Source organism: Buttiauxella sp. B2 (genome assembly GCF_006376615.1).
GTDB lineage: Bacteria > Pseudomonadota > Gammaproteobacteria > Enterobacterales > Enterobacteriaceae > Buttiauxella.
Window position 1 is genome coordinate 48045 of record NZ_VEXQ01000006.1, and the last position, 25456, is coordinate 73500.

At 49.5% G+C, this 25456-nt stretch carries 22 protein-coding genes and 1 other RNA gene; 16 read left to right on the plus strand and 7 right to left on the minus strand.

Going from position 1 to position 25456, the window contains the following annotated elements:
* Positions 1 to 160 precede the first annotated feature (160 nt).
* The 5 genes from lon (at position 161) to FH968_RS09190 (ending at position 6154) form a co-directional block, all read left to right on the plus strand.
* Positions 161 to 2515 (plus strand): endopeptidase La, encoded by a 2355-nt coding sequence (lon, locus tag FH968_RS09170; protein WP_139878853.1) that lies wholly within the window; start codon positions 161 to 163, stop codon positions 2513 to 2515.
* A 210-nt stretch (positions 2516 to 2725) separates the two neighbouring features.
* Entirely contained in the window at positions 2726 to 2998 is a 273-nt protein-coding gene (gene hupB, locus FH968_RS09175; RefSeq protein ID WP_034457998.1) for a nucleoid-associated protein HU-beta, read from the plus strand.
* Between the two features lie 233 nt (positions 2999 to 3231).
* A complete protein-coding gene (gene ppiD, locus FH968_RS09180; RefSeq protein ID WP_139878854.1) occupies positions 3232 to 5103 on the plus strand; it encodes a peptidylprolyl isomerase in 1872 nt (623 codons plus the stop codon).
* Between the two features lie 163 nt (positions 5104 to 5266).
* Positions 5267 to 5632, plus strand: coding sequence for a helix-hairpin-helix domain-containing protein (locus tag FH968_RS09185; protein WP_139879005.1), 366 nt, complete (start codon positions 5267 to 5269; stop codon positions 5630 to 5632).
* Between the two features lie 123 nt (positions 5633 to 5755).
* On the plus strand, positions 5756 to 6154 hold the full coding sequence (locus FH968_RS09190; protein WP_139878855.1) for a YbgC/FadM family acyl-CoA thioesterase: 399 nt from the start codon (positions 5756 to 5758) through the stop codon (positions 6152 to 6154).
* A gap of 54 nt (positions 6155 to 6208) precedes the next feature.
* Here the strand turns inward: FH968_RS09190 and queC are convergent, their stop codons facing one another.
* Both queC and FH968_RS09200 read right to left on the minus strand, forming a co-directional pair.
* Positions 6209 to 6904, minus strand: coding sequence for a 7-cyano-7-deazaguanine synthase QueC (queC, locus tag FH968_RS09195; protein ID WP_139878856.1), 696 nt, complete (start codon positions 6902 to 6904; stop codon positions 6209 to 6211).
* Positions 6905 to 7093: 189 nt separating this feature from the next.
* Entirely contained in the window at positions 7094 to 8797 is a 1704-nt protein-coding gene (locus tag FH968_RS09200) for an SgrR family transcriptional regulator (RefSeq protein ID WP_139878857.1), read from the minus strand.
* A gap of 101 nt (positions 8798 to 8898) precedes the next feature.
* Here FH968_RS09200 and cof point away from each other — a divergent pair, with 101 nt between their 5' ends.
* Complete coding sequence (gene cof / locus FH968_RS09205; protein WP_139878858.1) at positions 8899 to 9720, plus strand: HMP-PP phosphatase; 822 nt, start codon at positions 8899 to 8901, stop codon at positions 9718 to 9720.
* Positions 9721 to 9759: 39 nt separating this feature from the next.
* Here the strand turns inward: cof and FH968_RS09210 are convergent, their stop codons facing one another.
* Positions 9760 to 10806 carry a PLP-dependent cysteine synthase family protein gene (locus FH968_RS09210; protein ID WP_139878859.1) on the minus strand — a complete coding sequence of 349 codons (1047 nt, stop codon included), beginning with the start codon at positions 10804 to 10806 and terminating at the stop codon, positions 9760 to 9762.
* A gap of 115 nt (positions 10807 to 10921) precedes the next feature.
* On the opposite strand from FH968_RS09210, the gene FH968_RS09215 reads away from it, so the two are divergent.
* From FH968_RS09215 to amtB, 5 genes are all read left to right on the plus strand, one after another.
* Entirely contained in the window at positions 10922 to 11383 is a 462-nt protein-coding gene (locus FH968_RS09215) for an Lrp/AsnC family transcriptional regulator (protein ID WP_189389047.1), read from the plus strand.
* A gap of 75 nt (positions 11384 to 11458) precedes the next feature.
* Positions 11459 to 13237: a SmdA family multidrug ABC transporter permease/ATP-binding protein gene (locus FH968_RS09220; protein WP_139878861.1), complete on the plus strand. Its 1779-nt coding sequence runs from the start codon at positions 11459 to 11461 to the stop codon at positions 13235 to 13237.
* On the plus strand, positions 13230 to 15008 hold the full coding sequence (locus FH968_RS09225; protein ID WP_139878862.1) for a SmdB family multidrug efflux ABC transporter permease/ATP-binding protein: 1779 nt from the start codon (positions 13230 to 13232) through the stop codon (positions 15006 to 15008). The genes FH968_RS09220 and FH968_RS09225 overlap by 8 nt, the downstream gene beginning before the upstream one ends.
* Positions 15009 to 15261: 253 nt before the next feature.
* Positions 15262 to 15600, plus strand: coding sequence for a P-II family nitrogen regulator (gene glnK, locus FH968_RS09230; protein WP_002891893.1), 339 nt, complete (start codon positions 15262 to 15264; stop codon positions 15598 to 15600).
* Between the two features lie 32 nt (positions 15601 to 15632).
* Positions 15633 to 16919: an ammonium transporter AmtB gene (amtB, locus tag FH968_RS09235; protein WP_139878863.1), complete on the plus strand. Its 1287-nt coding sequence runs from the start codon at positions 15633 to 15635 to the stop codon at positions 16917 to 16919.
* 60 nt (positions 16920 to 16979) lie between these two features.
* On the opposite strand, the gene tesB is transcribed toward amtB, so the two are convergent.
* Positions 16980 to 17840: an acyl-CoA thioesterase II gene (gene tesB / locus FH968_RS09240; protein ID WP_139878864.1), complete on the minus strand. Its 861-nt coding sequence runs from the start codon at positions 17838 to 17840 to the stop codon at positions 16980 to 16982.
* A 216-nt stretch (positions 17841 to 18056) separates the two neighbouring features.
* On the opposite strand from tesB, the gene FH968_RS09245 reads away from it, so the two are divergent.
* The gene (locus FH968_RS09245; protein WP_139878865.1) at positions 18057 to 18632 is read left to right on the plus strand and encodes a YbaY family lipoprotein; all 576 of its coding nucleotides are present in this window, start codon (positions 18057 to 18059) and stop codon (positions 18630 to 18632) included.
* Between the two features lie 27 nt (positions 18633 to 18659).
* Here the strand turns inward: FH968_RS09245 and FH968_RS09250 are convergent, their stop codons facing one another.
* The gene (locus FH968_RS09250; protein WP_139878866.1) at positions 18660 to 18971 is read right to left on the minus strand and encodes an MGMT family protein; all 312 of its coding nucleotides are present in this window, start codon (positions 18969 to 18971) and stop codon (positions 18660 to 18662) included.
* 172 nt (positions 18972 to 19143) lie between these two features.
* Here FH968_RS09250 and ffs point away from each other — a divergent pair.
* Positions 19144 to 19240, plus strand: an RNA gene (gene ffs, locus FH968_RS09255) — signal recognition particle sRNA small type.
* Positions 19241 to 19438: 198 nt separating this feature from the next.
* Here ffs and FH968_RS09260 read toward each other — a convergent pair.
* Positions 19439 to 21415, minus strand: coding sequence for an alkyl/aryl-sulfatase (locus tag FH968_RS09260; protein WP_139878867.1), 1977 nt, complete (start codon positions 21413 to 21415; stop codon positions 19439 to 19441).
* A 259-nt stretch (positions 21416 to 21674) separates the two neighbouring features.
* Here FH968_RS09260 and FH968_RS09265 point away from each other — a divergent pair, with 259 nt between their 5' ends.
* Positions 21675 to 22313: a helix-turn-helix domain-containing protein gene (locus FH968_RS09265; RefSeq protein ID WP_139878868.1), complete on the plus strand. Its 639-nt coding sequence runs from the start codon at positions 21675 to 21677 to the stop codon at positions 22311 to 22313.
* A 99-nt stretch (positions 22314 to 22412) separates the two neighbouring features.
* Here FH968_RS09265 and FH968_RS09270 read toward each other — a convergent pair whose 3' ends face one another.
* Complete coding sequence (locus tag FH968_RS09270) at positions 22413 to 23843, minus strand: PLP-dependent aminotransferase family protein (protein ID WP_139878869.1); 1431 nt, start codon at positions 23841 to 23843, stop codon at positions 22413 to 22415.
* A 91-nt stretch (positions 23844 to 23934) separates the two neighbouring features.
* Between FH968_RS09270 and FH968_RS09275 the strand changes: the two genes are divergently transcribed.
* Positions 23935 to 24549: a YitT family protein gene (locus FH968_RS09275; RefSeq protein WP_139879006.1), complete on the plus strand. Its 615-nt coding sequence runs from the start codon at positions 23935 to 23937 to the stop codon at positions 24547 to 24549.
* A gap of 35 nt (positions 24550 to 24584) precedes the next feature.
* Positions 24585 to 25403, plus strand: a complete 819-nt coding sequence (locus tag FH968_RS09280) for an N-acetyltransferase (RefSeq protein ID WP_139878870.1) — start codon at positions 24585 to 24587, stop codon at positions 25401 to 25403.
* Positions 25404 to 25456 lie beyond the last annotated feature (53 nt).

A 25456-nucleotide genomic window follows, 5' to 3' on the forward strand; every position in this document is an offset into this window, starting at 1 on the left:
CATCCCCATATACTGAATTACTTGTTGGTGATGCCATGATTCCTGTCATCCTTCAAGCTCAGGTGCGTGAGTTTATCTCCCCTGGGAACTTAGAGAATGAAGGGTATAAACAGAGGACGTCGCCCCATCACCAGGCGGACCTTAACTAAGAGAGAGCTCTATGAATCCTGAGCGTTCTGAACGCATTGAAATCCCCGTATTGCCATTGCGCGATGTGGTGGTTTATCCGCACATGGTAATTCCACTGTTTGTCGGGCGAGAAAAATCCATTCGTTGCCTGGAAGCGGCCATGGATCATGATAAACAAATCATGCTGGTGGCACAGAAAGAAGCCTCGACAGATGAGCCAGGTGTAAATGACCTGTTCTCAGTGGGAACCGTCGCATCCATATTGCAAATGCTGAAACTGCCAGACGGCACCGTAAAAGTGCTGGTTGAAGGGTTACAGCGTGCGCGTATCACCACGCTTTCTGATAACGGTGACCATTTCTCAGCTCAAGCTGAGTACCTGAATTCGCCGGCTATCGAAGAGCGCGAACAGGAAGTGCTGGTACGCACCGCGATTAATCAGTTTGAAGGCTACATCAAACTGAACAAAAAAATCCCGCCAGAAGTGCTGACATCGTTGAACAGCATCGACGATCCTGCTCGTCTGGCTGACACAATCGCTGCACATATGCCATTGAAACTGAATGACAAACAGTCCGTTCTTGAGATGTCCGATATTAACGAACGTCTTGAATATCTGATGGCAATGATGGAGTCCGAAATCGATCTGCTGCAGGTTGAGAAGCGTATTCGCAACCGCGTTAAAAAGCAGATGGAAAAAAGTCAGCGTGAGTACTATCTGAATGAGCAAATGAAAGCGATTCAGAAAGAACTCGGCGAAATGGACGACACGCCAGATGAAAACGAAGCGCTAAAACGCAAAATCGACGCGGCTAAAATGCCGAAAGAAGCGCGTGAAAAAACCGAAGCTGAACTGCAAAAACTGAAAATGATGTCGCCAATGTCTGCGGAAGCAACCGTGGTACGTGGTTACATTGATTGGATGGTGCAGGTTCCATGGAATGCGCGCAGTAAAGTGAAAAAAGATCTGCGCCAGGCTCAGGAAATTCTGGATACCGATCACTACGGCCTTGAGCGAGTGAAAGATCGTATCCTGGAATACCTCGCAGTCCAGAGTCGTGTGAACAAGCTCAAAGGGCCAATTTTGTGCCTGGTTGGGCCTCCTGGTGTGGGTAAAACCTCGCTGGGCCAGTCCATCGCTCGAGCGACTGGACGTAAATACGTGCGTATGGCATTAGGTGGCGTGCGTGATGAAGCTGAAATTCGTGGTCACCGTCGTACTTATATCGGTTCCATGCCCGGCAAGTTGATTCAGAAAATGGCGAAAGTGGGCGTTAAAAACCCATTGTTCCTGTTGGATGAAATCGACAAAATGTCTTCTGACATGCGAGGCGATCCGGCTTCTGCACTTCTGGAAGTTCTTGATCCAGAACAGAACGTGGCGTTTAACGACCACTATCTGGAAGTCGATTACGATCTAAGTGATGTGATGTTTGTGGCTACGTCTAACTCCATGAATATTCCAGCACCACTGCTGGATCGTATGGAAGTCATTCGTCTGTCCGGTTACACCGAAGATGAGAAGCTGAACATCGCCAAACAGCACCTGTTGACCAAACAGATTGAGCGTAACGCGCTGAAAAAAGGTGAGATCACGGTACACGATAGTGCAATTAGCGGCATTATTCGTTACTACACCCGTGAAGCTGGCGTACGTAGTCTGGAACGTGAAATTTCCAAACTGTGTCGAAAAGCGGTTAAACAGCTGCTGCTAGATAAAACGCTCAAGCACATCGAAATTGACGGCGATAACCTGAAAGATTTCCTTGGTGTGCAACGTTTTGACTATGGTCGCGCAGACAGCGAAAACCGTGTGGGTCAGGTGACTGGCCTTGCGTGGACAGAAGTAGGTGGTGACCTGCTGACTATCGAAACCGCTTGTGTGCCGGGTAAAGGCAAGCTGACTTACACCGGTTCTTTGGGTGAAGTTATGCAGGAATCTATCCAGGCAGCGTTGACCGTGGTGCGTGCGCGTGCAGAGAAATTGGGCATTAATGCCGATTTCTACGAAAAACGCGACATCCACGTTCACGTACCGGAAGGTGCGACACCGAAAGACGGTCCAAGTGCCGGTATTGCGATGTGCACCGCGCTGGTATCTTGCCTGACAGGTAACCCTGTTCGTGCAGATGTGGCAATGACTGGTGAAATCACATTGCGTGGCCAGGTTCTGCCAATCGGTGGTTTGAAAGAAAAACTGCTAGCGGCACACCGTGGCGGCATTAAGACTGTTCTGATTCCTGATGAAAATAAGCGTGATTTGGAAGAAATTCCGGACAACGTTCTCGCCGACCTGGATATCCATCCGGTGAAGCGCATCGAGGAAGTTTTGGCTCTTGCCTTACAGAATGAGCCTTACGGAATGCAGGTTGTAACCGCAAAATAGTGACCTGACGCATATTCGGTTAATAAAATCAGAGCTGGCTAGTGAATTGTCACTTGCCAGCTTTTTTTTGTATCGCTACTTTAGATCGCTGGCGATGCGTGTCATTCACATCGGATGTTGTAAGGGCATGACAGGCCTGATATAACTGCTGCGCGGTCGCACTTTGAAGGATACTGGTGCGATATAAATTATAAAGAGAGGAAGAGAAGAGTGAATAAATCTCAACTGATAGACAAAATTGCCGCAGGTGCTGATATTTCTAAAGCCGCGGCTGGACGTGCATTAGACGCTGTGATTGCTTCTGTTACTGAATCTCTGCAATCCGGGGAAGATGTGGCACTGGTTGGCTTTGGAACCTTTGCTGTTCGTGAACGTGCTGCCCGTACCGGTCGTAACCCACAAACAGGTAAAGAAATCACCATCGCTGCTGCAAAAGTACCAGGTTTCCGTGCTGGTAAAGCGCTGAAAGAAGCTGTTAACTGATTTAGCGTCCGTTTTTTAGGGCAAGGCAAGTAAAGTTAGGTCAGGGCGCATCGTTAGATGTGCCTTTTTTTATGGCTGATGGCTAATTTTGCGCATGTTTGATGCTTTGAACCCATTTTCTTGTCACAATACCCGCTTGCGCGCAGCGGCACAGCAGTACGCGTTTTCAGGGATGCCCATATAGCGACTGCGCAGGGTTTACCATTCACACTACAGTGGAGTGTTGTTACACCATGATGGACAATTTACGTACGGCGGCAAACAGCCTCGTAATCAAGATAATTTTCGGGATCATTATCGTGTCATTCATTTTGACTGGCGTGAGTGGTTACCTGATTGGCGGTAGTGCCAACTACGCCGCAAAAGTGAATGGTCAGGAAATCAGCCGCGGTCAGTTTGAAAATGCCGTTGCAAGTGAGCGTAATCGCCAGCAGCAGCAACTTGGCGAGCAGTTCTCGGTACTGGCTGGTAATGAAGGCTACATGAAGCAGATGCGCCAGCAAGTGCTGTCACGCATGGTTGATGAAGCGTTAATGGACCAATATGCCAAACATCTTGGCCTTGGCATTAGCGACGAACAAATCAAACAAGCCATCTTTAAAGAACCCGCATTCCAGAACAACGGCAAATTTGATAACGCGCGTTATACCTCTATTCTCAACAATATGGGTATGACTCCCGATCAGTACGCACAGGCACTGCGCAATCAACTGACCACACAGCAACTGATTAATGCCGTTGTGGGTACTGATTTCATGCTGACCGGTGAAACTGATGAACTGGCAGCCCTGGTATCACAGCAGCGAGTGGTTCGTGAAGCCACAATTGATGTGAATGCTCTGGCCGCGAAGCAAGAAGCTTCCGAGCAGGAAATCAACTCAAGCTACGAGCAAAACAAAAACAACTACATTGCGCCTGAGCAATTCAAAGTCAGCTACATCATGCTTGATGCAGCTTCCCAGAAGGTTGAAGTGGCGGATACTGATATCCAGGCATACTACGACCAGCATCAGGACGAGTTCACTCAGCCGCAGCGTAACCGCTACAGCGTGATTCAGACCAAAACTGAAGCCGAAGCTAAAGCGATTCTTGATGAGCTGAACAAAAACGGTGATTTTGCTGCACTGGCAAAAGAAAAATCTGCTGACATCATTTCCGCCCGCAAAGGTGGTGATATGGGTTGGTTGGAGCCAGGTACGACTCCTGACGAGCTGAAAAACGCCGGTCTGAAAGACAAAGGTCAGCTGTCTGGCGTTATCAAATCTTCTGTTGGATTCTTAGTGGTACGTCTCGACGACATTCAGCCAGCGCAAACCAAGCCGCTGTCGGAAGTGAAAGACGCCATTGCTGCGAAAGTGAAACAAGAAAAAGCGGTCGATGCATATTATGCGCTGCAACAGAAAGTCAGCGACGCGGCAAGCAACGACAACCAGTCTCTGGCTAGTGCAGAGCAGGTAGCCGGTGTTAAAGCGGTTGAGACTGGCTGGTTTGGTCACGATAACTTACCTGCTGAGCTGAACTTCAAACCTGTTTCAGATGCCATTTTCAATGGTGGACTGGTTGGTGTTGGTGGTACTCCGGGTAGCAACTCTGACATCATCACCGTTGATGGCGACCGTGCGTTTATCATACGTATTGCTGAGCATAAAGCTGAAGCTGTTAAGCCTTTAGCTGAAGTTCGTGACCAGGTTATCGCACAGGTGAAACGCCAGAAAGCTGAGCAACAAGCGAAGCTGGATGCTGACAAACTACTGAACGCACTGAAGTTGGGCAAAGGTGTTGATGAAATGAAAGCGGCTGGTTTGAGCTTCGGTGAAGCGAAAACGCTGACCCGTACAGGTCAGGACCCAATCAGCCAGGCTGCGTTCAATCTGCCATTACCAGCTAAAGACAAACCAGTCTACGGTGTGGCTAATGACATGCAGGGCAACGTTGTATTGTTAGCGCTGGATGAAGTTAAGCCTGGTGATATGCCAGCAGAACAGAAAAAAGCAATGGTTCAGGGGATCACCCAGAACAACGCCCAAATTTCTTTCGAAGCGTTGATGGCTAATCTGCGCAAAGAAGCAAAAATTAAGATGGGCGATAGCATCGACCAGCAGTAACAATCTTCGGCGTTTCTCGCAGTTCACTGTAACGCTATGCAACATTCAAAGGCCGCTTTCGCGGCCTTTTCCACATTTGAAGTTTGCTATTTGTTCCTGTTTTTTTCTCCCGTTACGGTGGCTTCGCTGTCAACACACAAGGAGGAACAGCATGAACATAGGAATCAAAAGTGGATTAAAAGCAATGTGCATCGCCGTATCACTAATCGCAACAAGCGCTTGTATCCCAGCAACTGCCGCCCCTGCCGTTGTCAAAAACGATACGGCACAACAGCACAATGATAAAACCCCAGTAACCCCGGTGACTGCCGCCAAACCAAGCGATGCTGATGATGGCGTGGTGAGTATTAACACCGGCAGCGCAGAAGCATTGGCACAAGCAATGAATGGTGTTGGCTTGAAAAAGGCACAGTCGATTGTGAGCTATCGGGAAGAATACGGCCCATTCAAAGCGTTGGAACAGTTGCAGGAGGTGCCAGGGATTGGCAGTGCGTTGGTAGAACGCAATTTGCCTCACATTAAGCTTTAACGCTTGATGCTCATGGCTCGCGTAGTCTAAAAAGTTTGCTATGCTGAATGACAGGTCATACCAGTTTGGTGTGGCCTGCTTACCTCACCTGAATATTAAAACTAAAGATAGGGTTTTAGCGCTATGCAAACACAAATCAAAGTTCGGGGTTATCATCTTGATTTTTATCAGCATGTTAACAATGCTCGCTACCTTGAATTTCTCGAAGAAGCCCGCTGGGAAGGGCTGGAAAATGCGGCTGGTTTCCAATGGATGACGGTAAATAACATCGCGTTTATTGTCGTGAATATCAATATTAACTATCGCCGTCCGGCGGTGCTGGGCGATGTCCTACGCATTGACAGTTCTTTGCAGCAACTTAATGGGAAAAGTGGCGTATTAAGCCAGGTTGTGAAACTTGAACCGGAAGGTGAGATCGTAGCAGATGCGCTGTTAACCTTCGTTTGCATTGATTTAAAGACACAGAAATCAGTTCCTCTGGAAGGGGAACTACGTGAGAAGTTAGTACAGATGATGGAATGATTGAAGTGATATGGAAGAAAGGGGCGTGGCAGTCATAGACACCACGCCGCTGGATTACTTCAGGCCAGTTTTCTTTTTCATTGCTGCCATTACCGCAGGTTGATCCGCGAGATAATGATTTAGGCCGTTAGAACGCAGGTTGCAGGCAGCACATTCTCCACAACCGTCCCCCTGAATACCGTTGTAGCAGGTTAGGGTTTCCTTGCGGATCAGATCCAGTTGCTGCCAGTAGTCAGCCAGCGCCCACGTCTCTGCTTTATCAAGCCACATCAGGGGTGTCTCAAAACGGACATTTCGGCCCATACCGAGGCTTACAGCGTGATTCAGCGCTTTTACAAATTCATCGCGGCAGTCCGGGTAACCAGAGAAGTCAGTTTCACAAACGCCAGTGATAACCGCCTCAGCTTCAACCTGATACGCATAGATAGCCGTCAGAGTCAGGAACAGAATGTTGCGCCCAGGAACGAAAGTGCTTGGTATGCCATTTTCTTTTGGGTCGTAGTCAGGCACTGGAATGTTATCGCGAGTCAGGCTGCTGACAGCAAGCTCATTCAACAATGTCACATCCAGGACTTTATGCGCACGTGCACCCAGTTTCAGTGCCAGTTCACGGGCGACATCAATCTCAGCACGGTGGCGTTGGCCATAATCAAACGTCACACAGTGAACTTCATCATACTGCTGTAATGCCTGAATCAGGCAGGTTGTGGAATCCTGACCACCACTAAAGACGACAACTGCACGTTTCATGAGTAATCCTGTTATACCCATCGCCCTTCATGATGCAGGGTTTTTGGCTGTTCTCGTTCACCCGAATCACTTACTTGAGTAAGCTCATCGGGATTTACTCGATTGCCGCCTACCTGCGTCTCGAAGCAACTCGGGTCAAATAAATAAAAATATATGTTAACGCTTGGAGTATGTGGCTGCCCAGTTTCTTCATACCATTGTCGGTGGTGGTAGCCATGCTTGCGTAAAATCAAACCAGCCCCAGGCATTAAGCTCAATACCATTTACCCCCGGTGGTGCGCTGATTTGGTAACGATAGTTAAACAGCGGCGATACTATTGCATCGCGCATTAACGCGCTGAACACTTCCCGCAACCCGTTATTGCGTGCATTCTCATCCGGGTAGATTTGTACATTATCAAGTGTTGCCTGCAATTGCGTGTACCGACTTTCTGTGAGTACTGCGGGCCATAGAATATCGCTGCGCAACCACTGCTCCAGCGTATAAGCCGGCGCTTCGCCAATCAATCTGTCACCCATCATCAAATCGGCCTGCGCTAATGCTTCGCATCCCACCCAATTTTTTGCATCATGAAACACAAGTGTGAGCTCGCAACCTAAAGCAGCAAGATGTGTTTTAAGCTGCTGTGCCATAACGTGTAACTCAACTGGCAAATGATAAACCAGCGTTAGTTGCGGCGGCAGTGTTACCGCTTCTTGTGATGCCCACTCTGGCATCTTCCAGCCTGGGATCATCTCGTGGCTTTGTGTGATCAGAGACTCGTCGACGGGTAGGCTCGCGATCAACTGATGTTGGTGGATGATCTGCATCAGAAAGCGAGCTTGCTCAGGCATTAAATTACAGTTCTGTTTTACTGCCAGATAACAAAAGCCGAGGCTGATGCTATTGCTGACAGGCCGCAAATGCACCAGTTCATCTTGCTGACCAATGGCGATTTGTACCGGATGCAGGCAACTGGTTCCCAGCTCGGTATCGAATAATTGCGGGGTTATCCAGTACTCCACGGCTTTGAGCAGCGGATGGCTGAGATGATATGACTCGAAACTTTCTATGCGTACCAGATTCTCTTTAAAGCTACTGATGCGAAATGGCCCGCAGCCGACTTGGGTATCTTCGGGATGCGCAATGCGGCTGCAATAACTCGCCAGCCGATGAGCCAGCCAATAATCCGGTGTATGCAATACAAAACGGATGCACTGTGTATGGGCAAGCTCAATGCTTTTTACGCTGATAAACAAACGGTGCATTGCTGGTATCGCCAACAGCATCATCAATCGCTGCTGTAGCTGTGCAGTTTCAACCGGTTCGCCATTATGCCAGTGAAGCGTGGAACGGATAAAAAAGGACCAGCTCAGACCATCTTCGGAGATTTGCCAGTGGTGAGCGAGGTCGGGCTGTGGAGCTGCACTGTTCGAGACAAAACGGGTGAGGCCAGAAAAAATCTGCCCTGCCAAATGCTGTTCAGCTCGGCCTGGCAGGAAGCCGGGTTGTAGTGGTTCCAGCGGGCGATAATAGGGGATACGTAAAGTAGGCGTATCGTTCTGCCATTGACCGCCGAGGAATGGTTGTAGCAGATGGCGCAGTTGTTCCGGTGCCAGTTGCGCCAGTTCAAGCGCATTCTGATGCTGCCCTTTGTGCAGCACCTGTTCCATCATCCCCGATCTAACGCTTTCCGGAGTGACCAAAAAGGTCAGCGTACCGCGTTTCCCACGCCCCGACTGTGCATGCCAGGTCAACCAACCCGCATCTTGCAGCTGATTGAGTAAAGTCCGCACATGGCGTTCACTGCAAAAACAGCGGGCAGCCAACTCTGCAACAGTAACGAGTTGTACTTCCCCCGCTGAAGGCTGCCATAAACGCTGAAATTGGTTGAGTCGATTTAGAAGCCGCATATATAAACCCGGAACAATTTTCGAAAAGTATTCACTATTAGTTCCGTATATGCCAGGTGATACTCTCAGCTGTGTTTTAGTTGTCACAAATCGGAGTGAATATGGCTCGTCTGGCTGCATTTGATATGGATGGGACGTTGTTATTGCCCAATCACCATCTTGGTGAAGAAACGCTGCGTACCCTTAACCGCCTGCGCGAAGAACGCCAGATAACACTAGCTTTTGCCACAGGGCGCCATGTTCTGGAAATGCGCCATATTCTGGGTGCGCTGTCGCTGGAAGCTTTTTTGATAACCGGCAACGGGACGCGTATTCACTCAACGGAAGGGACGTTGCTGCATCGGCAGGATCTCACTTCGGAAGCAGCGGAAATAGTGATTCACGGGCAGTGGGATACTCAAGCCAGTCTGCATGTGTTTAATGATACCGGCTGGCTAACGCAATACGACGTCGGAGACATGCTTGAAGCTCACGTTTACAGTGGCTTTAGCCCGAAAATTGTCGATGTTAAACGTATACCTTCAGATGAAGTGACCAAGATTTGCTTTTGTGGTCCCCACGATGATCTTCTGCGTTTGAAAGTTCAACTGGAAGAGGCTTTGGGCGATCGCGCGTTTCTATGTTTCTCGGCGATAGATTGTCTGGAAGTATTACCGACAGGCTGTAATAAAGGTTCAGCACTTAATGCATTAAGCCAACACCTTGGTTTTACGATGCAAGATTGTATGGCATTTGGCGATGCGATGAATGACCGCGAAATGCTCTCAAGCGTGGGCCATGGTTTGATCATGGGTAATGCGATGGCACAGCTTAAAGCAGATTTACCGCATTTACCTGTTATTGGACATTGCAGTAAACAGGCTGTTTCTCATTATTTGACGCATTGGCTAGATACACCAAACCTCACTTATTCCCCCGAATGATAAGGCCTTAAGCCAGCCGGGCTTTTGCCCGGCATTTTTTTACTTCAACAAATCCTGAATCTCAGCTCGCCACGGCTGCAAATCACCAATATTCGCTTTAACCCATTCTTCGTTGTAATAAGTTTCCAGATAACGTTCACCGCTATCACAAAGCAGCGTCACAATAGAGCCTGTACGGCCTTCGGCACGCATACGAGCAGCAAGTTGTAAGACACCATACATATTCGTGCCGGTAGATGCACCCACTTTGCGGCCTAGCATTGTTTCTAACCACTGCATCGTGGCAATACTTGCCGCATCAGGAACTCGCATCATCTCGTCAATTACATCAGGGATAAACGAAGGCTCGCAGCGTGGGCGACCAATTCCTTCAATTTTACTGCCTACCGCGCTGCGTAAACTGCAATCGCGTTTCTGCCAATAATCAAAAAACACTGAATTTTGCGGATCGACAACCGCCAGTTGTGTCGGGTGACCCTGGTAACGCAAATAACGCCCGATAGTGGCAGATGTACCACCAGTGCCTGCACTCATGACGATGTAATCCGGAACCGGATGTGGTTCGTGTTCCATCTGGCGGAAAATGCTGTCGGCAATATTGTTGTTACCGCGCCAGTCGGTTGCACGTTCGGCATAAGTGAATTGGTCCATATAGTGGCCATTTAGCTCGCGCTCCAGCATTTCAGATGCGGCGTAGATTTCACACGCACTCTCCACGAAATGGCAGCGGCCACCGTAAAACTCAATTTGCTCCACTTTACGCTTAGCCGTGCAGGCAGGCATTACGGCGATAAACGGCAGACCCAGCAGACGAGCAAAGTATGCTTCTGAAACGGCGGTTGAACCCGAAGAGGCCTCAATAATCGTGGTGCCTTCTTTAATCCAGCCGTTACACAAACCATAAAGGAACAATGAACGCGCCAGGCGATGTTTAAGGCTGCCGGTTGGGTGCGTACTTTCATCTTTTAGATACAGCTGAATACCGGGGAAACCAGGTAGCGACAGACGAATCAAATGCGTATCGGCAGAGCGTTGGTAATCGGCGTTAATTTCGCTAATGGCGTGGTTTACCCAGGTGCTGGTCATGATGGTGTCCGGTTTGTCTATTTGTGCTTAGAATAATGCAAAAGGAAGATAAAAAAGTTGCCTTTTGACCTTCGTAAGGCATTCAATGGAGAAAATATTTCTCCCTGAGGTCGCCATGTTAGATAAAATTGACCGCAAGCTGTTATCCTTATTACAAAATGACTGCACCCTCTCTTTGCAGGCTCTCGCTGATGCCGTTAATCTGACCACCACACCCTGCTGGAAACGTCTAAAACGTCTTGAAGACGACGGGATTATTCGAGCGAAAGTGGCATTATTAGACCCGGAAAAACTCGGGCTTGGGTTGACGGCTTTCGTGCTCATCAAAACCCAGCATCACAGCAGCGAGTGGTACTGTAAATTCGTTTCTGTCGTTGAAGAAATGCCTGAAGTGCTCGGCTTTTGGCGAATGGCCGGGGAGTACGATTACCTGATGCGTGTGCAGGTCGAAGACATGAAACGGTATGATGATTTTTACAAACGGTTGGTCAACGGCATTCCTGGTTTAACCGATGTCACTTCGAGTTTTGCTATGGAACAGATAAAATACACCACGGCTTTGCCATTAGAGCGCTGATTGACGCGCGCTGGCCTCCAATAGAATTTCATTTTTCTGCCAGACCGGCAGACAATACTTCAGGAATCTGACTGCGTGCGATTATTTGCTCAATTAAGCTGGTACTTCACCCGAGAGTGGCGACGCTATCTCGGGGCAGTCGTCTTGCTTATTATCATTGCCATCTTGCAACTTGTGCCGCCGAAGGTCGTGGGCATTATTGTCGATGGTGTCACCCAACAGCGCCTCTCAGGAAAAGACGTGCTGATGTGGATTGGCTTGATGATTGTGATTGCAGTGGTGGTTTACATGCTGCGCTATGTCTGGCGCGTGTTGTTATTCGGGGCAAGTTACCAGCTTGCAGTTGAATTACGCGAAGACTACTACCGCCAACTGAGCCGCCACCATCCAGAGTTTTATCTACGTCACCGCACAGGCGATTTAATGGCCCGTGCGACAAACGATGTCGATCGCGTGGTATTTGCTGCAGGCGAGGGCGTATTAACGCTGGTAGATTCATTAGTGATGGGCTGCGCGGTGCTAATTGTGATGTCGACGCAAATCAGTTGGGAACTGACGCTGCTCGCGTTGCTGCCAATGCCAGTGATGGCGATAGTTATCAAACGTTATGGCGACCAGTTACATCAACGCTTTAAACTCGCGCAAGCCGCGTTCTCAACGCTCAATGACCGCACCCAGGAAAGTTTATCCAGCATTCGCATGATCAAAGCATTCGGCCTTGAAGACCGTCAATCAGCACTGTTTGCTGCCGAAGCCAAAGATGCCGGAGCAAAGAACATGAAGGTTGCGCGAATTGATGCGCGTTTTGATCCGACGATTTATATCACCATCGGTACGGCAAACCTGCTCGCTATTGGCGGTGGCAGTTGGATGGTGATTCAGGGCACGCTGACACTTGGGCAACTTACCAGCTTTGTGATGTATCTCGGTCTGATGATTTGGCCAATGCTGGCGCTGGCGTGGATGTTTAACATTGTTGAGCGCGGTAGCGCGGCGTACAGCCGTATCCGCAGCATGTTAGCCGAAGCGCCGTCGGTGACCGATGGCGATAAAGAAGCTCCGACAGGTCGTGGCACAATAGACGCTAATATTAAGGCGTTCCATTATCCACAAACTGCACGCCCAACGCTTGAGGATGTTTCGTTTACCCTAAAGCCGGGTGAAATGCTGGGGCTGTGTGGGCCTACGGGTGCCGGGAAAAGTACCCTTTTGTCTCTAATTCAGCGGCATTTTGATATCGACCAGGGGGAGATTTGCTTCCACGGTATTCCGCTGGTGCAGATGCAGCTCGACTCATGGCGCAGTCGCCTGGCTATAGTCAACCAAACACCGTTCCTGTTCTCAGACACAGTGGCCAGTAATATTGCCCTGGGTAAACCAGGGGCAACACAGCAAGAAATTGAGCATGTCGCCAGGCTTGCCAGCGTGCATGAAGATATTTTGCGTCTGCCGCAAGGCTACGAAACCGAAGTCGGTGAGCGCGGTGTGATGCTCTCCGGCGGCCAGAAACAGCGTATTTCTATAGCTCGTGCGTTGCTGCTCGATGCGGAAATCTTGATTCTCGATGATGCGCTTTCTGCCGTTGACGGGCGTACTGAACACCAGATCCTTCATAACCTGCGTCAGTGGGGTGAAAACCGCACCGTTATCATCAGCGCACACCGTTTGTCGGCGTTGACAGAAGCCAGTGAAATTCTGGTTATGCAGCATGGCCATGTCGTGCAGCGCGGATCGCACGATGCGCTGGTGGGGATGTCAGGCTGGTATCGCGACATGTATCGTTATCAACAGCTGGAAGCGGCGCTGGATGATGTGCCAGAAACAACGGTAGACGAGGAACCCGCCAATGCGTAAGTCAATACAGCAATGGCCAACCATAAAACGCCTGCTGGCTTATGGCTCACCGTGGCGTAAACCGCTCGCGGGTGCGGTCGTGATGCTGTGGATTGCTGCTGCTGCTGAAGTCAGTGGCCCGATTCTGGTGAGTTATTTCATTGATAATATGGTGTCTGAACACCGGCTGCCGATCGCGGCAGTTGCAGGGTTGGCAACGGCCTATCTGCTGTTGTCTATTTCGGCGGCGGGGCTGCATTACTGGCAAGCGCTGTTGTTTAACCAGGCCGCAGTTGGCGTAGTGCAAAAATTACGGACTGACGTAATGGATGCGGCGCTGCGCCAGCCACTGAGCACGTTTGATACCCAACCCGTTGGGCAGCTAATTTCCCGCGTCACTAACGATACCGAAGTTATTCGCGATCTCTATGTGACGGTGGTTGCCACAGTTTTGCGAAGTGCGGCGTTGATTGGTGCCATGCTGGTGGCGATGTTTAGTCTCGACTGGCGCATGGCGCTGGTGGCTATTTGTATCTTCCCTGCGGTCATCATCGTGATGTTTATCTACCAGCGTTACAGCACGCCAATTGTTCGTCGTGTGCGTAGCTACCTTGCGGATATCAACGATGGCTTTAACGAAGTCATTAATGGCATGAGCGTTATCCAGCAGTTCCGCCAGCAGGCTCGATTTGGCGAACGCATGGGGGCGGCGAGCCGTTCCCATTATCTGGCGCGTATGCAAACCCTGCGCCTCGATGGTTTTTTGCTGCGTCCATTGCTGAGTTTGTTTTCTGCAATGGTGCTGTGCGGGATGCTGATGCTGTTCGGTTTTACCTCAGTTGGCACTATCGAAGTGGGTGTACTTTATGCGTTTATCAATTATCTGGGCCGTTTGAATGAGCCGTTGATTGAACTCACTACCCAACAGTCGATGCTGCAACAAGCGGTAGTAGCCGGGGAGCGGGTGTTCGAGTTGATGGACGGAAAACGCCAGGATTACGGTAACGACTATCGCCCGCTGGAAAGTGGCCATATTGAAGTTGATAACGTCTCGTTTGCCTATCGCGGTGACCGCCTGGTGCTGCAAGACATTAATCTGGATGTCCCGGCGCGCAGTTTCGTTGCGCTGGTGGGGCATACCGGAAGTGGGAAAAGTACGCTCGCTAACTTGTTGATGGGCTATTACCCTCTGACTAGCGGGGAAATCCGCCTTGATGGCCGCCCGCTGGATACCCTGAGCCATAGCGTGCTGCGTCAGGGGGTTGCCATGGTTCAGCAAGACCCGGTGGTTCTGGCAGAGTCATTTTTCGCTAATGTCACTCTTGGACGAGACATCAGCGAAGATGCTGTCTGGCAGGCACTGGAAACGGTGCAGCTTGCGGAACTGGCACGCACCATGAGCGAGGGGATTTATACTCGCCTGGGTGAGCAGGGCAATAACTTATCCGTCGGCCAAAAACAGTTACTGGCGTTAGCGCGGGTATTGGTGGATGCGCCGCAGATTCTTATTCTTGATGAAGCGACGGCCAATATAGACTCGGGTACCGAGCAGGCAATCCAGCAAGCGCTAGTTGCTGTACGTGAGCACACGACGCTGGTGGTCATTGCGCACCGGTTATCAACTATCACCGATGCAGATACGATTCTGGTACTGCATCGTGGGCAGGCTGTTGAACGTGGTACGCACAGCGAATTGCTGGCGGCTCAAGGTCGTTACTGGCAAATGTACCAACTACAACTAGCGGGTGAAGAATTGGCTGCGGCTACTCGTGAAGAGTCAGCTACGGCTTGATGCACCAAAATCACGCATAAAACCAATGGGTATCACCATTGGTGCAGAAGTGAAACGCACCATGCACTGAAATGGTGCGTTTTTATTATCTAAGAACTTTCTTAATCCCAGTCATCGTTATTCCTCCCCTATGGATCCCCACTCCATATGGATTAACAGCCTGAAAATGGCTGTTTTTCATTTTTGGCACGACCTTTGCTTTATCTAATTCGTGTTGTTGAGGCAATTACCCATTTCTGACTGGAGGGGATCTATGAAGCTGGTTACCGTGGTAATCAAACCGTTCAAACTCGAAGACGTTCGCGAAGCGCTGTCTTCTATCGGTATTCAAGGGCTGACTGTCACCGAAGTTAAAGGCTTTGGTCGCCAAAAAGGTCATGCAGAGTTGTACCGCGGTGCTGAGTACAGCGTCAATTTCCTTCCTAAAGTGAAAATTGATGTGGCAATTGCCGATGATCAACTCGATGAAGTTATTGATGTCATTAGCAAAGCTGCCTACACCGGCAAGATTGGCGATGGCAAAATTTTCGTTGCTGAGTTGCAACGAGTCATCCGCATTCGTACCGGCGAAGCCGACGAAGCTGCACTGTAATCGTCTTGCCACTCGTGAAAGGGATGGAAAAAATGAAGAAATTAGCCTCTATCTTAGGCGTTGTAGCCCTGGCACTTGCGCCATCAATTGCTCTGGCGGCACCGGCTGTGGCCGATAAAGCAGACAACGCCTTTATGATGATTAGCACCGCATTGGTGCTGTTTATGACAATTCCTGGCCTGGCGCTGTTCTACGGTGGCCTGATTCGCTCCAAAAACGTGCTGTCGATGTTGACGCAGGTTTCTGTGACGTTTGCATTGGTTTGTGTGCTGTGGGTAGTTTACGGCTACTCGCTGGCATTCGGTGCGGGCGGTAACTTCTTCGGTAACTTCGACTGGGTGATGTTGAAAAATATCCAACTCACGGCATTAATGGGTTCTTTCTACCAATATATTCACGTCGCGTTCCAGGGGTCTTTCGCCTGCATCACGGTAGGGCTTATTGTTGGTGCGTTGGCTGAACGTATTCGCTTCTCAGCTGTATTGATCTTCGTGGTTATTTGGCTGACGCTCTCCTATGTGCCGATTGCGCACATGGTGTGGGGTGGCGGTTTGCTGGCAACACACGGCGCAATGGACTTCGCAGGCGGTACAGTGGTTCACATTAACGCCGCAGTTGCTGGCCTGGTAGGTGCTTATTTGATTGGCAAACGTGTTGGCTACGGTAAAGAAGCATTCAAGCCTCACAACTTGCCGATGGTGTTTACGGGGACAGCAATCCTTTACTTCGGCTGGTTTGGTTTCAACGCCGGCTCAGCCAGTTCCGCTAACGAAATCGCGGCACTGGCCTTTGTAAACACCGTTGTTGCAACGGCTGCCGCAGTGCTTGGCTGGGTATTTGGCGAGTGGGCATTACGTGGCAAACCGTCTTTGCTGGGGGCGTGTTCCGGTGCTATCGCAGGCCTGGTTGGTATCACTCCAGCGTGTGGTTATGTCGGTGTCGGCGGTGCATTACTTATCGGTATTGTTGCTGGTTTGGCAGGCTTGTGGGGCGTAACCCTGCTGAAAAAATGGCTGCGTGTTGATGACCCTTGTGATGTGTTCGGTGTCCACGGGGTGTGCGGTATTATTGGCTGTATCATGACTGGCATCTTCGCAGCACCTGGTCTTGGCGGTGTGGGCTATGCAGAAGGCGTAACCATGGGCCATCAAGTGCTGGTACAGCTAGAAAGCATTGGCGTAACAATTCTGTGGTCTGCGGTGGTTGCGTTTATCGGTTTCAAGGTTGCCGACCTGACAGTGGGTCTGCGTGTACCCGAAGAGCATGAACGCGAAGGCCTGGATGTTAACAGCCACGGCGAAAACGCGTACAACGCATAAGTTATTCAGTGATAAAAAAGGCGGAGCATATGCTCCGCCTTTTTGCATGTAAACTGCGGGTTAGCTGCGCTTACGCATCACACCTTCCTGCACTGTTGATGCAACCAACACACCGTCACGCGAATAAAACTCACCACGAACAAAACCACGCGCACTGGAAGCGGAAGTGCTTTCCACGCTATAAAGTAGCCAGTCATTCATATCGAACGGACGGTGGAACCACATCGAGTGATCGATGGTAGCCACTTGCATGCCCGGCTCAAGGAAACCGATGCCGTGCGGCTGTAACGCCGTTGGCAGGAAGTTAAAGTCCGAAGCATAACCCAGCAAATATTGGTGAACGCGCAAATCGGCTGGCATTTTGCCATTAGCACGCATCCATACCTGGCGTACGGGCTCATCGACATGTCCCTGCATTGGGTTGTGAAATACTACCGGACGAATCTCCAGCGGTTTTTCACAGAGAAATTTCTCTTTTAATGTCTGAGGCAGAAGCTTTTCAAACGCCATGGCGATTTCTGTTTCCGACTTCAAATTTTCTGGGGCAGGGGCCGAAGGCATGGCTTTTTGATGCTCAAAACCTGGTTCTGGTGCCTGGAAAGAAGCCGTCATGTAGAAAATAGGTTTGCCGTTTTGGATAGCCGCAACTCGGCGGGCGCTAAAACTATTTCCGTCGCGTAGTGTTTCAACATCATAAACAATCGGTTTTTGGCTATCGCCGGGGCGCAAAAAATAGCTGTGGAATGAGTGCACCAGACGCTCAACCGGCACGGTTTCTTTGGCGGCATATAACGCCTGGCCAACCACTTGCCCGCCGAATACCTGTCGTAAACCTAAGTCCTCGCTCTGGCCACGAAAAATACCTTCTTCAATTTTTTCCAGATTGAGTAATGCCAACAAATTGCTGAGCGCCTGACTCATAAAAGGTCCTCAAAAAAATAAGTAAAAATGGTGCAATTGGCCTGATTATAACAGGTTTTCAACAATCGCCACTCAGTGGCCCGACCTGACGATATGTTTCACTTTTGGGCAAAAATCAGTGATATGTGCCACACTTAGCATGATAAGTATGTTTAACCACTCATTACTCGTGGGCTTGTAGCCTGCTGGTGCATTGATGATAAGGAGAACAGATCAATGAAACTTGTGCACACGTTAAGTGGTTTAGCCATTGCCGTTGCGATGGCGGGATGCGCACATAAAAGTGCTGATGTCCCAACGCCTGCACCTGCTGCAACTACGTCTTCGGCAGGAGCTACTGCACAGTCTGATATTGCGCAGCCTAACGTTTCCGGTACGGTATGGATTCGCCAGCGCATCGCGTTGCCGCCAGATGCAGTACTCACCGTGACGTTGTCTGATGCATCTTTGGCGGATGCTCCGTCAAAAGTGCTGTCGCAGAAAGCCGTTCGTACAGAAGGGAAGCAATCACCGTTCAGCTTTGTGCTGCCGTATAACCCTGCGGATATTCAACCTAATGCACGAATCATCCTGAGTGCGGCCATTACGGTGAACAACCAACTGATGTTTATCACCGATACCATCCAGCCGGTGATTAACGGAGGGGGGGCAAAAGCGGATCTGACATTGGTACCTGTTCAGCAAACAGCAGTTCCAGTCCAGGCCAATGGTGGTGCGGCATCAACCGTTCCATCAACATCACCGACTCAGGTGAATCCTTCCTCAGCAGTCCCTGCGCCAACGCAGTTCTGATGATAAGCGCCTCTACGGAGGCGCTTTTTAGTAATTCCAGCGATAACGTTCCATTTCAATATATCCATCGCCAGAAACCATAATGCCTTCTGAAAGTAATGCTTGCCGCTGGCGTTGCAGATCTGGTCCGGTCAAAGAAATCTGCCCATGACGATTTACCACGCGATGCCACGGTAGTTTGCTTCCTTCGGGTAAGCGCTTGAGTACGCCGCCCACTTGCCTTGCCGCTCGCGGTGAACCCGCCAGCCGCGCTACGTCGCCATAGGTCGTAACAAACCCTTCAGGAATAGCGGCAACTATCTGGTAAACGCGTTGTGGGAATGAGTCAATGTTATCCATAGAAAACTCCATAACAGCCTATAACTTAGGATAATCGGCGGATATCAAACAAGGAAGAAAAACAGGGGGTGCGCAAGAAAGCAACACCTGACCGCTCCTTGCTTGCAATTGCCTGGGGCAACATGGATAATGCGCCAGCGCGTTAGGTAACTAGCGCTCTCAATGGGGGCCCTGTTGGTTCTCCCGCAACACTAATTTGTGAATTCGGTCAGGTCCGGAAGGAAGCAGCCGCAGCAGACGACGTGTGTGCCGGGATGTAGCTGGCAGGGCCCCCACCCAATTCTGGCGCATGCAAAATTCCAGCATGTTTAAGCCTATCTCTGCATTACTCTGTTTTTACTTCGCACATGATCAAAGCATAAACAATAAAGCTGTCTGGACGATTTTTTGAGATCGGAAGGAGGGATGTACAAACAGAATGATGCCCTGCAACTGGCGTCACAGGGCATCAAGATATGGCGTGATTTTTAAGGCGTAACTATGTTGAACCAGAAGTTAAACTTGTCCATATAACTAAGAACCTCATCCAGTTTACCTGCGTCACCAGTGATTTTTACGTCACCTTTGTCCTTCGCCTGCTGCAATGTTTCTTCTTTCAGCACAATGCGGTTAAGCGTATCGCGTGAAAGGTTAAGGGTTGCATCAGCGTTGCTGGCTTCTGAGTTTGGCGTGTGGTTAAGAACACCATTTTCTAGTTCCAGTTTGTATTTACCGCCCTGGTCGCCGAAGTTAAAGTTCAGCACCACGTGGGCATTTGCTGCTTTCTCACCGTTGATGTGCACCGCCATATAATCGAAGAACATTTCTGGCGTCATGGCGCGAACGGTATCCGGGCTTGCGGTGTTTGGCGTTGCAGCTTTGACAACACCATTACGCAGCTCTTGTGCCCCTGACAGATAGAAGTTACGCCATGGGCCGGATTCCGCCTGATACCCCATTTGCTCCAGTGCATCAGCTTCCAGCTCACGAGCTGCCTTGTTATTGGGATCGGCAAATACCACTTTACTCACGACCTGAGCCACCCAACGGTAATTACCCTGGCTGTAATCAGACTTCGCTTTTTGCAGAATACTGTCCGCACCGCCCATATATTCCACGAATTTCTTCGCCGATTGCACTGGCGGCAATTCATCAAGAGTTGCCGGATTACCATTGAACCAGCCGAGGTAGAACACATAGGTGGCTTTCACATCGTGGCTGACGGAACCATAATAGCCACGGCTTGCCCAGGTTTTCGCAAGGTTCGGTGGGAGTTTGAAGTTTGCTGCGATTTCATCGCGGGTTAAGCCTTCGTTCGCCATGCGCAACGTTTGGTCATTGATGTAACGATACATATCGCGCTGACCTTTCATCAAGTTGACGACATTATCTTTACCCCAGGTCGGCCAGTGGTGCTGGGCAATGATGATTTCGGCATCGCTGCCCCAGCGATCGATTGCGGCATTAATATATTTAGACCATGCCAGCGGATCGCGAATTTTCGCGCCGCGCAGGGAATAAGTGTTGTGCAGCGTATGGGTTACGTCTTCCGCCGCTTCGATCATCTTCTTCTCTTTGACATACCACAGCATTTCTGACGGAGCTTCCGAACCAGGCGCCATCATAAAGTCATAGGTCAGACCATCGATCACTTCTTCCTGACCGGTGTGGGTAATGTAGTTGGTTGGTGCCAGTAATGTCACCGTACCTGCAGAAGTCGTCGTACCGAGGCCCGCACCCACCTGACCTTTGGCATCCGCAGGTAACAGGTTCCCGTACATATAGCTTGCGCGACGACTCATGGCGTTGCCCGCCATAATGTTCTCGTCGACGGCAGCACCCATAAAGCCTTGCGGGGCATAAAGTTTAACTTTGCCCGCTTTGACGTCGGCTTCGTCAACCACACCGCGCACACCACCGTAGTGGTCAACGTGGCTGTGGGTGAAGATAACCGCCACGACGGTTTTTTTACCGCGGTTTTTGTAATACAGATCCAAACCGGCCTTAGCCGTTTCAGCAGAAACCAGCGGGTCGACAATGGTAATCCCGGTTTTACCTTCAATGATTGTCATATTGGAAAGGTCGAGATTACGGATCTGGTAAACACCGTCGGTCACTTGAAATAGGCCGCTGATATTAATTAGCTGGGACTGACGCCACAGGCTTGGATTAACTGTTGCTGGCGCTTTGTCTCCCTCTTTAATAAAAGCGTATTGCTGCGGGTTCCAGATAACATTACCTTTCTCGCCCTTTATGACATCCTGGGGGAGGGCTGCGACAAAACCTTTATGCGCATTGGCAAAATCAGTTTTATCAGAGAAAGGCAGTTGATCGTAAAGTGCGTCATTCGCTTGTTTAGTTGCAGCCGTTGCATCCTTGGCAGACGTTGGGGTTGCAGCCGTAACTGACAGTGTTGTCAGTAAGCCCGCAGCAATTAGGCTTTTGGCTATTAGATTCAGTCTCATTAATTCAACCTCTAAGCTTAATAAAGTCTAAAAGATACAAAATATCTTTTAAACCTCACTTTATTTTGAATAAACTGCGTTGAAAAACAGGTGTATTTACCACGCCGTCAACTTTAATCGATGACCTAATGATGAAGTAGTCCCATATGGGACTGCGGTTTTATTGATATTTTAAGGGGGTTGCTATTTTTATTATGTACAGACATTTCGATTTGATGGCACTATACTATAATGAATGATGATATATACTGGGTGTGTTATGGAGTCTGGTTTCGAAAATATTCACCGTTATTATAAATCTCTGAACATAGAGAATCAGATTAACGAAATCTGCAAAAGTGGCGAAGAGTTGATTTTTGCAACGAACAGAAAGTTAAATATAACACCAGGCTTTATTTATGTTCCTGTTGAAGGTTCTATTGCTATTTTACATGCGGAACGTGAACTTACTATTGGCAATGTGATTGACTTCATGCCAATTGGTTTGATGGAGCGGCATTGTCCGATAGTGAGCTTTGAATATAAATGCATGACGCCGGTGAGAGTCGTTAAAATTTCTTATGAGAAGTTTGATGATATTTTCTTTAAAAATAATGAGAACATGCATGCTTTATCAAGTATATTGATTTTTATGACCATTTTCTCGCTAGATCTTCACTCGGAAAGAAAGCAGCTCACCAGTTATCAAACAATTAAACCCATGCTTTATCGTTATCTCTATAGAGCCAAGACCTATCCGAAAGAAAGTGAAGGCCTGGCGAATTTTATTATACGGCGCACTAAATTATCTCGTACTCATGTATTCAGAGTGTTGGCTGATTTAAAAGAAGGTGGATATATTACTATGAAAAATGGAAGGCTAATTTCAATTGATAAAGTCTTGCCTGACGGTTATTAAAAGTGTTTTACATGGGGTGTAATAAAATAAAAGTGTGTCAGTGCCGCTCAGGTAAATAAGGTTCACATTTTAATATTGTAAACCGTTAATTCACCACTGCTAAACCACCGTTCTTCTAATATACTCACTTCTCGTCTGTACCAGGTTATCCCAAATCGGTTTTAAGCGTTCCAGAGCAATACGCGTTTGCGTGGGTTCAAGCGTAAACGGTAATCTCAAATATCGCTCAAATGCCCCTTCAGTCCCAAAACGTGGGCCTGCACCAATGCGAATGCCAATAGATTCAGCGCTTGCAGCAAATACTGTCGCTAGCGGCTTTGGTAGTTCAATCCACCAGGATAAACCGCCTTGTGGTACCACGGAAATTTTCCAGTCCGGGAATAATTCTTTGATTGCTTCGCCGCAGGCATCTCTACGCAGACGTAGCATTTCGCGACGTTCTGGCAAAAAGTTGTCGGCATCGTTTATCAAATTGATGGCCGCAAGCTGCTCAAGAATTGGCGAGCCCAAATCTAATGAGTCACGGATTTGAATTAGTGATGCAATCGTGCGTGCGCTGGCGCGAATCCAACCTAGCCGCAAACCACCCCAGAAGCTTTTCCCGGCAGAGCCCAGCGTGATTATCCTGTCGGCATCATCGAAAGCGGCAAGCGGAGGTGGTGGTGGGACGTCGTACCACAGGTCTACCATGGTTTCATCCACCACGATGGTCGTGCGTGTTCGTGCGGCGATTTCAGCGATAAGAGCGCGTGTTGCAACATCCATGCAGCGCCCACTAGGGTTATGAAAATCGGCAAGTAAATAGGCCAGGCGTGGTGAAGTTTGTGCAATGGTTGCTGCAAGTCCGTCGGTATCCCAGCCCTCTTCTGTCAAGCTTACGGGCACGGCACGGCAAGAAGCACCTTTGATTGCCGTGAGTGCCATTGGGTAAGTTGGATTATCCAGCACAACGCGATCGCCAGGGCCAGTCAGCAGGCGCAGAATCAGGCCAAAACCACTCTGGGCACCATTAACGATCATAATCTGATCGGCATTAGTCGACAGTCCTCTGTCGGCATAACGTTGCGCGATAACACGACGCAGTTCAGGCAAACCTTGCTGATCGTAACCGGTGCTACCCAGATGTTCTGGCAGTGCAATCAGCGCATTTGCATAGGCTTGATGTATTTCTGGTCCGGCGACGAGTGCGGCGGTTGAAAGATCAAGAGTCGCGGCAAGGCCCGGCAAGGGTGAAACGGTTTGCCCACCTTCCGGCAGCATAGTGACAGAACCGGAACCTTGTCGACTTGCCAGATAACCCTCTTCACGCAGTTGTGCCAGCGCCGTAGCCACCGTTGTGCGGCTGATTCCCAATGCAGTTGCCAGTTCGCGCTCACCTGGCAGACGGCTATCTAGCGGCAAACGGCCATCCAAAATCAGTAATCGCAGTCCATCCGCCAGTTGCCGATAAACCGGAGTACGCGGTAAATCCTGATGCCAGTTTCCCAGCAGTTTTATCAGAGATGATGAACCCGTTCTGCGCTGTGACATTTCAATCCACTTTGTAATAACTGGACCTTAATTTAAAGGCCATTCCAGGTGAAAGTATAGCCACAAAAGATCTCTGAGGTGAACACTAATGATCGTTCGTCGCTTGCTACAACTTTATACCGGGCTGGTGCTGTATGGTGTGTCCACGGCTATGTTCGTACGTGCCAATTTAGGTGCTGATCCGTGGAATGTGTTCCATCTCGGTGTGGCAAGGATCTTTTCTATCAACATTGGCATGGTGATGATCGTAGTCGGTGCGCTGGTACTGTTGCTGTGGATCCCTCTGCGTCAGAAACCAGGGTTGGGGACAATTAGCAACGTGATTGTTCTGGGCCTTGCCGCCGATGCGGCATTAGCGTTAATACCGCCATTAGAGTCGGTTGTGGTGCGCAGTATTTTGCTACTGAGCGCTATTTTGGTAAATGCCATCGCCACTGGAATGTACATCGGTGCAGGATTTGGTTCCGGCCCGCGTGATGGTTTAATGACGGGAATTAACACCCGCACCGGTTGGTCGGTGCGCACAGTACGTACGGCGATTGAGCTGACGGTTTTACTGGCAGGTTGGTTGATGGGCGGTACATTTGGTGTTGGTACAGTATTGTACGCGCTGGCGATTGGCCCGTTAATCCAACTTTGTTTGCCATGGTTTCGCCTTCGCGCCCAGCCACATAAAAAACTGGTTGTACCGACGGTCGTACCCTAATGTTGTAGCCAAAACCCCCAATGGAAGAGGTCTCGATGCACAGAAAAGTCACTAGTAAAGCGGCGGCATACTGGAATAGTCATCAGTTGGCAGATATTTTGTCCCACTGTTTTGAAGGATACCTGGTCCCTTTTACCATTGATGGCGAAACCTTTTCTTCGCGTTTTGGCGCCGAGGATATCAGTCTTAACGACAGCAAAGTCTGGATGCAGGATGGTGAGCCAAAAGCACTGGCGGTGATCGCCCGCCGGGGGCAAACCTGCCGCCTTGCAGCATTCGCGATCCGCCCTGAATTACGTGGTCAGGGACTCGGCAAACAGTTTATGCAACAATTAATTGATGAAGCGCGTGCGCGTGGTGACCGAAACATGTGGCTGGAAGTCATAGTCGGTAACGATAGCGGATTGGCGTTGTATGAACGTATGGGCTTTGTTTGTCAGCAGAAATTAGCCGGGTTTAACGCCACGGGAGTTACACGTTTAGTTGTGACAGACGAATTGCTGGAAATCGACCCGATGGAAATGGCAAAAAAAATAATGGTCGATTCCCGTCTGCGAATGCCCTGGTTAAGTGCACCTGAAACGCTCTACAAATTGCCCGGAAAGGCATTTATTCTCAACGATGTGGCTTATGCAATGGTTGTCACGACGCCACAACCCAGACTGCGCATGCTTTATGTTGACCCTGCTGAGCGTGGCAAAGGGCAGGCGAAAAAACTGCTCACATTACTACACGAGCGTTTTCCAGGGCTTTCAACCGCGGCAACAACTCCCGAACAAATCGCGCCACTTTTCTTGAGTTGTGGCTACCATCAAGACCCCGTTATGCAATATGAAATGCTGCTTAAATTATGAGCAAGCAGTATTCATTCTTAACGACTAAACTTATCAATCGCAATCATCACGGG